Below are 13,021 nucleotides of genomic sequence, written 5' to 3'. Positions count from 1 at the left end.
CATTAATACTCTCGATATATGAAAAAGATAAGGAATATGCTGCTCATTCTCACTTCCATTGTGACGTTTAGTTCATCGTGTAGCTTTTTGGATGTGACAGACTATTTCGAAGATACGCTTAATATCGATTCTGTTTTTCAGAATAGGATATACTTAGAGCGATACCTATGGGGAGCTGCGGCACTGTTGCCAGATCCAAGCAATATCTTTCGGAATAGTTATTATCCGGCTATTTTGGGAAGCGATGAAGGGTTTACCATGTGGGAAGATGATTATGCTGCACAACGCTTCCCGTTAGATCGGATCAATGCGGACAACTTGGGTCCGATGAATACCTGGGCTGCACTTTACCAGGTTATCCGAAAAGCAAACACCATATTTGCCAGAATCAACGAATGTCCGGGGTTGTCCGGTCAGGAAAGGCGTGAAATTATTGGATATGCCCACTTTTTAAGAGGTTATTCGTACTACTATCTGTTACTAAACTACGGGCCATTATTGATTGTGGGCGACCAAGTATACGATACTAGTCTTCCAGCGGAGGCCTACCAGAAATATCGATCAACGTATGACGAGAGTGTTGATTATGTGTGTAATGAACTGGAGCTCGCAGCAAGTTATATCCCAGCGGATGTACCCATTCCTGTTTTTGGTAGACCCACTAAAGGTGCCGCTTATGGTTTGATTGCGAGGCTACGCGTTTATGCTGCCAGTCCACTATTCAATGGTGGACAAGCTGCGCGGATTTATTTTTCCGACTTTAAACGGCAATCTGACAAGGTCAACTATATTTCGCAAACCTATGACGAACAAAAATGGGCAGTAGCTGCTGCAGCCTGTAAACGTGTTATGGATATGAGCTACCAGCTCCATACGGTCGAGGCCTCTTCAAGTACACCTCGCTTGCCCGAAGGTGTGTTGCACGATCCCAATTATTACAAAAATTGGCCGGAGGGTGCTAATGGCATCGATCATTTCAAGTCATACTCAGAAATGTTTAACGGCGAGACGCTCGGCTTTAGAAATAAGGAGTTTGTCTTTGGTATGAAGTCGGCGGAAGTAACCAACGCAAGCTACCTTTCGTTTCCTGCGCAATTTGGTGGGTGGAACGGTTATGGAATTCCGCAAAAGGTAATCGATGCCTATCGAATGGCCGATGGAAGAGGCATTGAAAATTCGAGTACCCTTTTCCCCTATTCGGAAGAAGGGTTCAGTACAAGGGACTCTACGTTTTCCGGGTATTTGATTAAGGCAAATGTCAACTCCATGTACCTGAATCGGGAGCCTCGTTTTTATGCCTCTATTGGCTACCACGGGTGTTTTTGGCCTATGAATTCGACAACTGAGAGTGGTAAATTTGCGCAGCAAGTGTTTTATTCAATCGATGGCAACGCGGGTAAAAGCGCCTCGGTGGGTGGAGATACCCGAAATTATCCAATTACCGGTTATGTTTCTAAAAAATACATCCACCCCGATGATGCCTGGAGCGGCTCGAATGCCGCGGTACTGGAAAAGTCTTTTTCAATTGTACGCCTTGCAGACATACGGCTAATGTATGCCGAATCATTAAACAACCTGACCCGTTCATACCAAATGACGGACACCATCACTGGAAATACATTTTCCTTTTCAAGAGATGTAAATGAAATCGCGACCGCATTTAACAGCGTACGATACCGGAGTGGACTACCGGGGCTAACACCAGATGAACTAGCTAACCCAGACCTTTTTTTTGAAGCATTGAAACGCGAACGGCTAGTGGAGTTTTTACATGAAGGATTGCGCTATTACGATACGAGACGTTGGGGTATTGTTGCAGAAGAGGAGGCTAAGCCAATTATGGGGATGGATACGGAACGAACCGAACGGGCGGGATATTTTAACCGCGTGATCGCTAATTATACCGCCGTGCGAAACCGGACCTTTAAGCCGAAAATGATTTTGTTGCCCATAGATAGGCAAGAGATTATGCGTGTCCAAACGCTCGACCAGAACCCGGGGTGGGAACAATAATATTAACGATGATCTTTATTCGCTCATGAGAAAAACGATAATTTTTATATGGCTTGGTAGCATCGTCATTGCTATAGGAGCGGTGTCCTGTGAGGAAAAGTTACTCGACCAGGAACATTACGAAAAGATAATTTACCTGAAGAGTGACGAAAATAATATCTTCACCTATACACACAAAATGAACGATTCCATATCCACTGGTTTCTTGACGCTTGGTAGTGGTGGAAGTATGCCCTTGGATGAAGACGTACGGGTAACACTTGAAATCGATACATCCATTTTAAATAGTTATAATTACCGAAACTACGGGTTGGAGTATTCAAAGCACGTAAAATTAGTAGATAGTAATTTATATGTATTACCCTCATTCCAAATCATTCTCCGGAAAGGGGAGTCAGCAGCAACCACCTTTTTCCCGATAGAGATCGATGCCAATGAATTGTCGCCCGATACCACGTATATGATTCCTTTCCGAATCGTATCAGCGTCGGGTCATGAGGTAAATCCAGTCAAATCATTTGTTTTATACCAGCCCGAATTAGCGAATGTATATTCCTCGCCTGCGTCGCGTTTTTATAAAATGAAGGGTTCTCGGCAGCGGGAGGGAGCGGGCTCCTCCAATATTACCGCTACCAAATCCATTGTCCCTTTGGCGAGTAATCGCGTAAGGATGTTTCCTGAAAACTTGGCGAGTTCGACAGTCTGGGAAGATATAAGGGATAAAACCATTGTTTTAATTATAAACGATGATAATACCGTTCGGGTAAAGCCGTTTAGGGATATCCAAATCGATGATGCCGACGAATGTTATTATGATCCGGAACTCCAAACGTTTAACCTGTCTTACCGATACAAGTTACCCACGCAATCCGATTGGGTGCAGGTGGTAGAAATATTAACAAGGGTCGAATAATTGCATTGGTTAACTATAGCTATAGAAGGTTATTGCCCTTATTACTTAAGAACGATATGAGAACAAAAATTTTATTCGCATTAGTTGTCCAATTTCTTATCGTTGCCTGCAGTGACAGTGAGTTGGAGCAGTTAAAGGCCTATTTTTCACTTTCTGAAACCAGTTTGAACTTCAAAAGTAATGAGGCAACCCAAACGATCCGCATCGAAAACCCAGTTGCCGGCCAAACCAAAGTGAAATTAGTCTCTGAGGATAGCGAATGGTGTACGGTGAGTATAGTCGGCGACGCCTTACAGGTGAGTGTCTCGGAAAACTTACTTGTCGAACATCGCAACGCAACCATAGAAGTAACCAGCGGCGATGAAAAAATACAGGTTTTGGTCCGCCAATCGCCGAAATTGTTTACGACGGTTGTTGCCGTTACGGATTTAACGGCAATCTCGGGACCGGGACAGGTTACGTTGAAATGGGTCGAACCAACAGACGATAACTTCTCCCACGTAATTATCCGTTATACGAAAGGTGGCGAGGAACGGTTACTCACGGTCCCAAGTGGTGTGGTAACTTATGTAGTGACCGACTTGATGAGCACGGATGGCGAATATACATTTGCCGTACAGTCTGTCGACAAGGAAAATGATGTGGGGGAAATCGCAACTGTGGTTGAGCAGGCACAGAAATTGGTGGCCTTTGGCTTCGAAAAGAATATGATCGCGGAATGGTTGCCTTTCTACTTTCGAAGTACGGACGCACACGTTACCTCTATTCGTATTGGCAGCAACGAATTTAACGAAAACGAAGGTGTAGCCATGCAATTTGCGGTAGATGAAACTGCGCTGACGGAATATAATACGACAAACGATAGTCAATTTGATCTGGTGCCTGCTGGCGCATACTCGCTGCCTGAAAACTATACGTTTACGGGTACATCTGCTTTTCAAGAGGTAACCGTTGAGCTGGACATCAGTCTTTTGGGCGATGGCAAGGCGTATGCGCTACCACTGACCATCGAATCGGCACAAGGCGCAGCAGTTGATGGTGCTACGAATACTGTGATGCTTTTGTATCAGGTGGATGATTTGGCCGGTTGGTATACGGTTGATCGGCTAGGTAAGTCCGGAGAAGGAGCAGGTAAGTATCCATCAAATCCAAATGATAGGCGGCGCTATGTAAAGCGAACGGGTGTAACGACCTGGGAGACGGGCTATTTATTTGGTAGTTACAGTGCAAACGAAGATCAAGTCGGCGGGATTACGGATGTCCAGTATATTTCAATCGACCCGGAGACGAAAGAAATTTTTATTCAACAGGGAAATTACGCGGTGCAAGAAAGCGCGAACGCCTTCAATCTGGCAACCAATGAGCTATTTATTGAATACCTCTATAGGGATTGGGCCGGTTGGTGGACACATGAACGTATGTATAACCGATCTTTTAAAAAATAAGGTACCACCTCATGACCGAATGCCGAGCGTGATAAAAAATATCCATTTGTTTGCTTTTCTCGTTACTGTGGTTAGGTATTGGAATTCATTATGCACAGGAAAAAGACGGAGGATGACCCCACTAATTACCAAATGCTTGCTTGTCGTCATCGTTAGTATTGCGGTACACGAACAGGTACTGGCCCAACAGCTGAAGGTTATGACGTTCAATATTTGGCACGGTGGCAGAGAAACCGGGGAAATGGAGGGGCCTATGCGCGTAGTGGATGTGATTCGAGATTCGGGTGCTGACATCGTGGCCATGCAGGAGACTTATGGTTCCGGGCCGCGGATAGCCGATGCGTTGGGCTATTACTTTTATTTGCGAAGCTCCAACCTTTCAATCCTTAGCCGTTACCCCATTGTGGATACATTGGATGCCTATGAGCCTTTCCATAGTGCCGCTGTCGTGATCGATGTCAGTGGTCAACCAATTGTTGTTGCCAACAGCTGGCTTAGCTACCCCTTCGATTATTGGGATATGTTAGAAAAAGGGCAGCCCATCGATTCGGCCGCATGGCGGGGTCGGTTTCAGGGTGAAAAGAATACGGGAATCCTGTGGGGAATTCTAAACGTATTGCGACCAGCCATTGAAAATTCGGATACCGTCCCTGTCATTGTATGTGGTGATTTCAATAGCGGCTCGCATCTCGATTGGATACCCAATACCCGGCATGTCAACAAAGGGCATGTCATGCCATTCCCGGCTACATTATTGATGCACCATTGCCATTTCAAAGATTCCTTCCGCGAAATACATCCCGATCCGTTGGCCGTGCGAGGAATCACGTGGAGCCCCGCATTTCCCGATGCTTTTCCCGATCGCATCGACTATATCTTTTACCGAGGGGATATCCTTAAAGCTATTGAATCGAAGACAATTGATACACATGCTGAAAAATACCCTTCCGACCATGCAGCAGTAGTGACAACCTTTGAAATCAGAAAGCAGGATTCCAAAAAGCCAATAAAATGAATAGATCAATAATAACCATCCAGGCATTTACCATTGCCGTATTCAGTATTATTTCCTGTCAATCGGTTAAACACGGGAAAACGAATAAGCACGCCAACGTACGCGTGATGACCTTCAATCTCTGGCATGGTGGTGATGCTGTCAAGCTGCCACGCGATACGACCATCAAGTACCAGCTGGAGGCCATCCGACGTGCAAATGCTGATGTGGTGGGCTTCCAGGAACAGACGACCAATCAAAGTAATAACCAGTCTCGGGCAAAATTGCTCGCAGACAGCCTCGGATGGGATTGCCACATCATTGATGGCAGCCGGGCGGTAATTTCAAAGTATGACTTCCGGCCGGTAGATACCACCACGGTATCCCAAGCGGTTTTGCTGCAACTGCCCGATGGTAGATACATCGTCTTTGGGGTGATGCACCTCATGTATACCCCCTATGAGCCGTATGACATTGCTGACAGAAAGCTCCTAAGTACAGAAGAGGCCGAAGCCTCAGCCCGTGAAACAAGATTACACCAAGTGCAGGGCATGCTAGACGAAGTTGCGGCTTATTCGGACTACCCCACAGTATTGGTGGGCGATTTCAATGAGCCGAGTTGTTTGGACTGGACCGAAGAGGCTATCCGCAATCGGGGCGACACATTGCTGCCGTTTGCTGTCAACTGGCCAGCCACCGCACTGCTTATTGAAAAGGGATTTAAGGATGTCTACCGGGACATGTATCCGGATGTGAAGCAGCGACCGGGTTATACCTGGACTTCCGTAGAAGGGTTATGGCGCACACCTGAAATACATGATCGCATTGACCTGATCTATGTAAGCAAGAATAGGTTTAAGGTAATCGAAGCACAAGTGGTGGGCGAGCCATCGCCGATGACAAACGTCGTTATTGAAACGTGGCCTTCAGACCACCGCGCGGTGGTTGCGGAGTTGGAGATACGCTAATTCGAAGCGTCCACCAGTCGATAATCCCCATTTTCTTTTCGTTCCGGGCGGCCGATCGCAATGTTGGTCGAGTGGTACATCAGGAATACCCAGCCTTCTACGCTACCCTGTTCCCAATATTGCTGCCGTAACTTCATGGATTTACGTCCGTCATAATCATACTTAGCGGCGAATTGGCGGAAGAATTGCTCGGGTTCGGGCGCTTCGTCACCGCCAAAAAAAAAGTGCTCGCCTCCCGTCTTGATATGAAAAACTTGATGATGTGGCGTGTGGCCACCGGATCGCTCGTAACTGATCTCGTTGTTAATCCTTCCGTCTCCTTCTACTAACAAGAGGTTGCCGCTGCGCTGGAGTACATCGAAGATTTCCGTTTTATACGAATCCGACTTGCCGCTGTATGCGTCTTCCCATTCGCCCCGTTGCACCACATACTCCGCATCGGGAAAAGCGAGCCTGAACGTGCCGTTGCGATCCGCAACCATGCCGCCAGCGTGGTCTTTGTGTAAGTGAGACAATAGGACGTATCGCACATCAGCAGGGTCGAAACCTGCTTTCCGGATATTATGATGTAATTGCAAGTCTCCATCACTGTCTGCGAAACCAATGCCAGTATCGAGTAGTAGCAGTCCATCTGCCGATTCAATTAAAAACGGATGTACATGGATAAATAGTGAACCGGGACGATCTGTTTTACGGTCTGTAGCCGCATCAAAAGGAATGAACTTTTTGGAAGAATCGACGGAAAATGAACCTTCGAACAAGGAATGTGCCTGCATGTTTTTATCTTTACCCTTTCGTAGTACACAAACTTAGCTAAATTTGCCTTTTTTGCAAATCTAAGTTGGTAGCTAAAAAGCGAGTGTATAGTCTACTCAGCTGCCATCGAAAGACAGCTTATAGCGAAAATATATGCAGAAAAGATGGGCTATCGCCTCTTGCAATGACGGATCCGAAACACGGCAACTAAGTGAAGCGCTTGGTATTCACAGGGTATTGGCTGAGCTGTTGGTAAAAAGGGGCGTCAACAACTTTGACGATGCGCGGTGCTTTTTTCGTCCCGATTTGTCGTCGCTTCACGATCCCTTTCTTATGAAAGACATGGATGAAGCCATTGCCCGGATTGAAAAAGCCATCGGAAATAAGGAAAAAGTACTTATCTATGGCGATTATGATGTGGATGGTACTACTGCTGTGGCTGTTGTTTACAGTTTTTTCAGGCAGTTTCACTCGGGTTTGGAATTTTACTTGCCCGACCGGTACGCCGAAGGATACGGCATTTCCAAGCAAGGTATCGACTACGCGGCCGAAAACGGATTTACGTTAGTGATTGCGCTGGATTGCGGTATCAAAGCATTGGACAAGATTAGCTATGCCCGCAGCCGGGGAGTTGATTTCATTATTGGCGACCATCACCTTCCAGGCGATAAGCTGCCCGACGCGGTGGCGGTGCTGGATCCAAAGCGCAGCGATTGCCCATATCCTTATAAGGAACTGCCGGGATGTGGTATAGGATTTAAGATTGTCCAAGCCTTTGTTCAGAAAAACAACATGGACATCAACCGCTGCTATCAATATCTTGATTTAGTAGCCGTAGGTATTGCATCGGATATTGTGCCCATTTCTGGTGAGAACCGGATACTTGCCCATTATGGGCTCAAGAAACTGAACACCAACCCGTGCTGCGGATTGCAATCGCTGATCGATTTATCGACCCACCGTAGCGGCCATTTTACGGTGAATGATATTATCTTCCAGATCGGCCCCCGTATCAATGCCGCTGGGCGGATAGATCACGCGAAAGATGCTGTTAAATTATTGACTTCAAAATCGTTACAGGAAGCTGGAGAATACAGTCAGCGTATCGATGTTCAAAATACCCAACGGAAAGATTTTGATCTCCGCATCACCGAAGAAGCACTCGCTATCATTGAGGGGGATGACGTGCTCAAAAAACGGAAAACAACGGTTGTGTTTCAGCCCGGCTGGCATAAAGGTGTTATCGGCATTGTCGCAACCCGGCTTACCGAAAAGTATTACCGGCCTACTGTAGTGCTCACACAAACCAATGGACATGTTTCGGGTTCCGCCCGATCAGTCGTTGGGTTCGATCTATACGAGGCTTTGAACGCTTGTAGCGATTTACTCGATCAATTCGGTGGCCACAAGTATGCGGCCGGACTGACAATGAAGCCGGAGAATATCGCCCTTTTCCAGGAGCGTTTCGAACGCGTTGTCGAAGCGAGTATCCTCCCGGGTATGCTACACCGAGAGATGGTCGTTGATGCGGAATTGGAATTAGCGGAGATCGACGCCAAATTTTTCCGTATTTTGCGACGGTTCGAGCCGTTCGGGCCGCAAAACGAGGCACCACTGTTTATGAGTAAGCAAGTAGGAGTTGTGGGTGAGGCAACGATCGTTGGAGGTAGCCACCTCAAAATGGCCGTTGCACAACCGGGTTCCCCCCGCTTTGACTGCATTGGCTTCGGTTTGGCAGACTATGCAGCAGCCATCAATACACATCGCCCGTTTGACATGTGCTATACCATTGAAGAAAATGTGTGGCGTGATAAGCGGAATTTGCAGTTGAATATAAAAGATATAAGGATATAGGAATTTACGGTTTTTGGATTAAATCTAAAATCTAAAATCATACATGATATTAAAAGCAGCGCATCTCATCAAGAAATACCGCCAACGTACAGTGGTAAACGATGTTTCTTTCGAAGTGGCACAAGGTGAAATCGTGGGGCTATTGGGCCCCAATGGTGCTGGAAAAACGACGTCGTTCTATATGATTGTAGGGTTGATCAAGCCTAACGAAGGGCATGTATACTTGGATGGCGAAGAAATTACCGAAGATCCCATGTACCGCAGGGCACAAAAGGGAATAGGTTATCTGGCACAGGAGGCATCTGTATTCCGGAAGTTGTCGGTTGAAAATAACATCATGGCGGTCCTTGAAATCCACCATAAGGACCGTGAAGAGCGGAAGGAAAAATTGGAGGAATTGCTGGCCGAGTTTAGCCTGAATCGCGTGCGGAAAAACCGCGGTGACTTGCTGTCGGGTGGTGAGCGCCGTCGCACGGAGATAGCGCGTGCCCTTGCAGCCAAGCCGAATTTCATCCTGCTGGATGAGCCTTTTGCCGGCGTAGACCCGATCGCGGTGGAAGAAATACAGACCATTGTGTCTAAGTTGAAACACCGTAACATCGGTATCTTAATCACCGACCATAATGTGCAGGAAACCTTATCAATCACCGACCGTGCTTACCTGCTGACAGAAGGTAAGATTATGCTTGCCGGCACGCCAGAGGAGATCGCGGTGAATGAAATGGCCCGTAAATTTTACCTCGGGCGAAATTTTGAGTTGCGACGTAAAAAACTTTGACGATTTTAGATTACCAAGAACTTAAGGCAAACGACTTACGACAAACGACTAGGACTCACGACTAAAAAAATGGCTTTCATCAACTCGATATTCACGTGGATCATGAAAAAGCGCATTCACCAGATTGAGCTTTTCATGAAATATCCGCACGAGGTACAGGAGGAGTGGTTCCAGAGCTTGCTCTCTACAGCCGAGGCTACGGAATGGGGTAAAAAGTATGACTATAATTCCATACTAACTGCCGAAACCTACAAAGAGCGCGTGCCGATACAAGATTACAACAGTCTCAAACCATACATTGACCGCATGATCAAGGGCGAACAGAATATTCTCTGGCCATCGGATGTCAAGTGGTTCGCCAAGTCATCGGGTACCACTGCCGACCGGAGTAAGTTTATCCCCGTGAGTGAGGAGGCGCTGGAAGACTGCCACTATCAGGGTGGAAAAGATATGCTTTCCGTATACTGCCACAACCGGCCGGACACCAAGATACTGACGGGGAAGTCCATGGTACTCGGCGGAAGCTCCCAAATCAACAACTTCCAGTCCGACTCTTATTATGGCGATCTTTCATCCATTATTTTGCGTAACCTGCCTTTTTGGGCAGAGACCCATCGCACCCCTGATCTGGAGACCGCCCTCAATCCCAATTTCGAAGAGAAAATCGAAACGGTAGCCCAAAACTCCATACATGAAAACGTAACCAGTCTATCGGGTGTGCCAACATGGTATGTGGTGCTGGCCAAACGGATGCTGGAACTTACGGGAAAAAACAACCTCCTTGAGATTTGGCCCAACCTGGAGTTTTACAGCCACGGTGGTGTTAGTTTCAAACCCTATCGTGAGCTTTTTAAGAAACTTGTCCCGTCCGATAGCATGTATTACCTCGAGAATTACAACGCCTCGGAGGGGTACTTCGCCCTGCAAGATCAATCCAATTCCGAAGACCTATTGCTCATGCTCGATTATGGGATTTACTATGAATTCCTTCCCATGGAGAACGTGTTTGACGAACACCCGAAAACATTGGGTCTGCACGAAGTGGAATTGGGCAAGAATTATGCGTTGGTTATTTCGACCAATGCGGGGTTGTGGCGTTATATGGTAGGCGATACGATTAAATTCACGACCCTGCACCCCTACCGAATCCAGGTTACGGGAAGGACAAAGCAGTTCATCAATACATTTGGCGAAGAGGTCATCGTGGACAATGCCGACGAGGCGTTGAAGCAGGCTTGTGCGGAGACGGAGGCCAGCATCCGTGACTACACCGCAGGGCCGGTTTATTTTAGTGATGACAAGGCGGGTGCGCACGAGTGGATCATCGAATTTGAAGAGCCACCCCGTGATTTCGACCAGTTTTGCAAGGTGTTGGATGCGGCGTTGCGTGAGGTCAATTCAGACTATGACGCGAAGCGGTTTAATGACTTGGCCTTGCGGTCCCCTATTATCCATCATGCACCCGAAGGAACGTTTTACCGCTGGATGAAGTCGCGGGGCAAGCTCGGTGGCCAGAATAAGGTGCCTCGGCTGGCCAATGACCGTGCCTACCTCGACGATATTTTGGAGCAACTGAAAGCAAACTAATCCGTTTACCATTCCTTATCCTTACCTTTGTGGGCTTATGGCAAATATCATCGCAATAGTAGGACGGCCAAACGTTGGCAAATCGACGTTATATAACCGATTGACAGAGAGCCGGCGGGCGATTGTAGACGATTTCAGTGGCGTGACACGCGATCGGCATTATGGACAGGGCGAATGGATCGGCAAGAAGTTTACCGTGGTCGATACGGGCGGCTACGTGCATGGGTCTGATGACGTGTTTGAGTCTGCCATCCGCGAGCAGGTGATGATTGCCATTGAGGAAGCCTCGGTTATCCTTTTTATGGTAGATGTAACCACCGGTATTACCGATTTGGACGACGCCATCGCCGACGTGTTGCGCCGTAGCAAGAAACCCGTGTTTGTCGTGGTCAATAAGGTCGACCATCCGCTGCTACAGCAAGAGGCCAGTATCTTCTACAGCTTCGGTTTAGGCGAAATATATCCGCTGTCGTCCATGACAGGATCCGGCACCGGCGAGTTGTTAGATGAGGTGGTCAAGCACTTCGAGCAGGAGGAAGAGGAAGAAGACGAACGGCCAAAATATACCATTGTGGGAAGGCCCAACGTAGGCAAATCTTCTCTTATCAATGCCCTAATTGGCAAGGAGCGTAATATCGTTACGCCTGTTGCAGGCACCACGCGGGATTCCATCCGCATTAATTACAATCAATACGGGCATGATTTTATCCTGATCGATACGGCCGGTCTCCGGCGCAAGGCCAAGGTAAAGGAAAATATCGAATTCTATTCGGTGATGCGGACCATCAAGGCGCTGGAAGAATCGGATGTCGTCATCCTCATGCTGGATGCGACCGAGGGAATTGAGGCCCAGGATATCAATATTTTCCATCTGGCTGAAAAGAACCGGAAGGGCGTGGTCATCCTGGTCAATAAATGGGACTTGATTGAAAAGAACAATAAAACCACCAAAGTTTTTGAAGAGCTCATCCGCGAAAAAATCGCGCCCTTTACCGATGTGCCGATCATCTTCACATCGGTTACGGAGAAGCAACGCATTTTCAAGGCGATAGAAGCAGCATCGAAAGTTTATAAAAATAAGGTAAAAAAAATATCCACCTCGAAGCTAAACGAGGTGATGCTACCCATTATCGAAAGCTACCCGCCTCCAGCTACCAAAGGCAAATACATCAAAATAAAATACGTGACACAGGTTGGCGATAAATCACCGATGTTCGCCTTTTTCTGTAACCTCCCCCAGTATATCAAAGAACCCTACAAGCGTTTCGTAGAAAATAAGCTGCGCGAGAACTTTGATTTTGAAGGTGTGCCTATTGAGGTATATTTCCGGCAAAAGTAATCCAAATACATAAAAAACGACCACGCCCTTTTTGGGAATGGCCGCTTGTTGTGACCCCACGGATGCTCGTTTAGAGGATATTCTTTTCGATGTGGTCGTTGACCCTTTCAGCCCTGCGATACATGGTAAGCCGTTCGTCAACCATGGGAAGCTCTTGCTGGTCCGTCAGTTGGGAGCCCGCTTCCAGGAAATCGAGCTGCTGCTCAATGGGCAAACGTGTGTATTCCAGTTCGGTAATCCGCACTTCGAAGCTGAATAGTGCGTCTTTATGTTGAAGAAGCTTAAGTTTGTTTCTCAAGTATGGTCGTGCTGCCGGTAACAGGCATCGAGCGCCTTGGTCTCGAAATCAAGCGCGAGCTTATCGGTGTCATCCG

At 47.2% G+C, this 13,021-nt stretch carries 11 protein-coding genes; 9 read left to right on the top strand and 2 right to left on the bottom strand.

Annotated elements, in window-relative coordinates:
- Positions 1 to 18 precede the first annotated feature (18 nt).
- The 5 genes from VNQ80_RS05055 (at position 19) to VNQ80_RS05035 (ending at position 6,333) form a co-directional block, all read left to right on the top strand.
- Positions 19 to 2,013, top strand: a complete 1,995-nt coding sequence (locus VNQ80_RS05055; protein WP_325636368.1) for a RagB/SusD family nutrient uptake outer membrane protein — start codon at positions 19 to 21, stop codon at positions 2,011 to 2,013.
- Between the two features lie 25 nt (positions 2,014 to 2,038).
- The gene (locus VNQ80_RS05050; RefSeq protein WP_325636367.1) at positions 2,039 to 2,926 is read left to right on the top strand and encodes a BT_3044 domain-containing protein; all 888 of its coding nucleotides are present in this window, start codon (positions 2,039 to 2,041) and stop codon (positions 2,924 to 2,926) included.
- 56 nt (positions 2,927 to 2,982) lie between these two features.
- The gene (locus VNQ80_RS05045) at positions 2,983 to 4,371 is read left to right on the top strand and encodes a BT_3987 domain-containing protein (protein WP_325636366.1); all 1,389 of its coding nucleotides are present in this window, start codon (positions 2,983 to 2,985) and stop codon (positions 4,369 to 4,371) included.
- A 112-nt stretch (positions 4,372 to 4,483) separates the two neighbouring features.
- Positions 4,484 to 5,386: an endonuclease/exonuclease/phosphatase family protein gene (locus tag VNQ80_RS05040; protein WP_325636365.1), complete on the top strand. Its 903-nt coding sequence runs from the start codon at positions 4,484 to 4,486 to the stop codon at positions 5,384 to 5,386.
- Entirely contained in the window at positions 5,383 to 6,333 is a 951-nt protein-coding gene (locus tag VNQ80_RS05035) for an endonuclease/exonuclease/phosphatase family protein (RefSeq protein WP_325636364.1), read from the top strand. The genes VNQ80_RS05040 and VNQ80_RS05035 overlap by 4 nt, the downstream gene beginning before the upstream one ends.
- Here the strand turns inward: VNQ80_RS05035 and VNQ80_RS05030 are convergent.
- Positions 6,330 to 7,109, bottom strand: a complete 780-nt coding sequence (locus VNQ80_RS05030) for an MBL fold metallo-hydrolase (protein WP_325636363.1) — start codon at positions 7,107 to 7,109, stop codon at positions 6,330 to 6,332. The genes VNQ80_RS05035 and VNQ80_RS05030 overlap by 4 nt on opposite strands.
- Positions 7,110 to 7,242: 133 nt before the next feature.
- Between VNQ80_RS05030 and recJ the strand changes: the two genes are divergently transcribed.
- The 4 genes from recJ to der all read left to right on the top strand — a co-directional run bounded on the left by recJ (position 7,243) and on the right by der (position 12,647).
- A complete protein-coding gene (gene recJ / locus VNQ80_RS05025; RefSeq protein ID WP_325636362.1) occupies positions 7,243 to 8,943 on the top strand; it encodes a single-stranded-DNA-specific exonuclease RecJ in 1,701 nt (566 codons plus the stop codon).
- 43 nt (positions 8,944 to 8,986) lie between these two features.
- A complete protein-coding gene (gene lptB, locus VNQ80_RS05020) occupies positions 8,987 to 9,721 on the top strand; it encodes an LPS export ABC transporter ATP-binding protein (RefSeq protein ID WP_325636361.1) in 735 nt (244 codons plus the stop codon).
- 69 nt (positions 9,722 to 9,790) lie between these two features.
- Positions 9,791 to 11,308, top strand: a complete 1,518-nt coding sequence (locus VNQ80_RS05015) for a GH3 auxin-responsive promoter family protein (RefSeq protein ID WP_325636360.1) — start codon at positions 9,791 to 9,793, stop codon at positions 11,306 to 11,308.
- 37 nt (positions 11,309 to 11,345) lie between these two features.
- A complete protein-coding gene (gene der, locus VNQ80_RS05010; RefSeq protein WP_325636359.1) occupies positions 11,346 to 12,647 on the top strand; it encodes a ribosome biogenesis GTPase Der in 1,302 nt (433 codons plus the stop codon).
- Between the two features lie 70 nt (positions 12,648 to 12,717).
- Here the strand turns inward: der and VNQ80_RS05005 are convergent, their stop codons facing one another.
- Positions 12,718 to 12,945 (bottom strand): hypothetical protein, encoded by a 228-nt coding sequence (locus VNQ80_RS05005; RefSeq protein ID WP_325636358.1) that lies wholly within the window; start codon positions 12,943 to 12,945, stop codon positions 12,718 to 12,720.
- Between the last annotated feature and the right edge of the window lie 76 nt (positions 12,946 to 13,021).

Source organism: Parapedobacter sp., assembly GCF_035556095.1.
Classification (GTDB): domain Bacteria; phylum Bacteroidota; class Bacteroidia; order Sphingobacteriales; family Sphingobacteriaceae; genus Parapedobacter.
Note: the sequence above shows the minus strand (reverse complement) of the source record. Positions and strands in the feature narration are given on the sequence as shown.

Coding starts and splice junctions, on each gene's coding strand:
- VNQ80_RS05055 (WP_325636368.1), top strand. CDS start 19: ATGAAAAAGATAAGGAATATGCTGCTCATTCTCACTTCCATTGTGACG.
- VNQ80_RS05050 (WP_325636367.1), top strand. CDS start 2,039: ATGAGAAAAACGATAATTTTTATATGGCTTGGTAGCATCGTCATTGCT.
- VNQ80_RS05045 (WP_325636366.1), top strand. CDS start 2,983: ATGAGAACAAAAATTTTATTCGCATTAGTTGTCCAATTTCTTATCGTT.
- VNQ80_RS05040 (WP_325636365.1), top strand. CDS start 4,484: ATGACCCCACTAATTACCAAATGCTTGCTTGTCGTCATCGTTAGTATT.
- VNQ80_RS05035 (WP_325636364.1), top strand. CDS start 5,383: ATGAATAGATCAATAATAACCATCCAGGCATTTACCATTGCCGTATTC.
- VNQ80_RS05030 (WP_325636363.1), bottom strand. CDS start 7,109: ATGCAGGCACATTCCTTGTTCGAAGGTTCATTTTCCGTCGATTCTTCC.
- recJ (WP_325636362.1), top strand. CDS start 7,243: ATGCAGAAAAGATGGGCTATCGCCTCTTGCAATGACGGATCCGAAACA.
- lptB (WP_325636361.1), top strand. CDS start 8,987: ATGATATTAAAAGCAGCGCATCTCATCAAGAAATACCGCCAACGTACA.
- VNQ80_RS05015 (WP_325636360.1), top strand. CDS start 9,791: ATGGCTTTCATCAACTCGATATTCACGTGGATCATGAAAAAGCGCATT.
- der (WP_325636359.1), top strand. CDS start 11,346: ATGGCAAATATCATCGCAATAGTAGGACGGCCAAACGTTGGCAAATCG.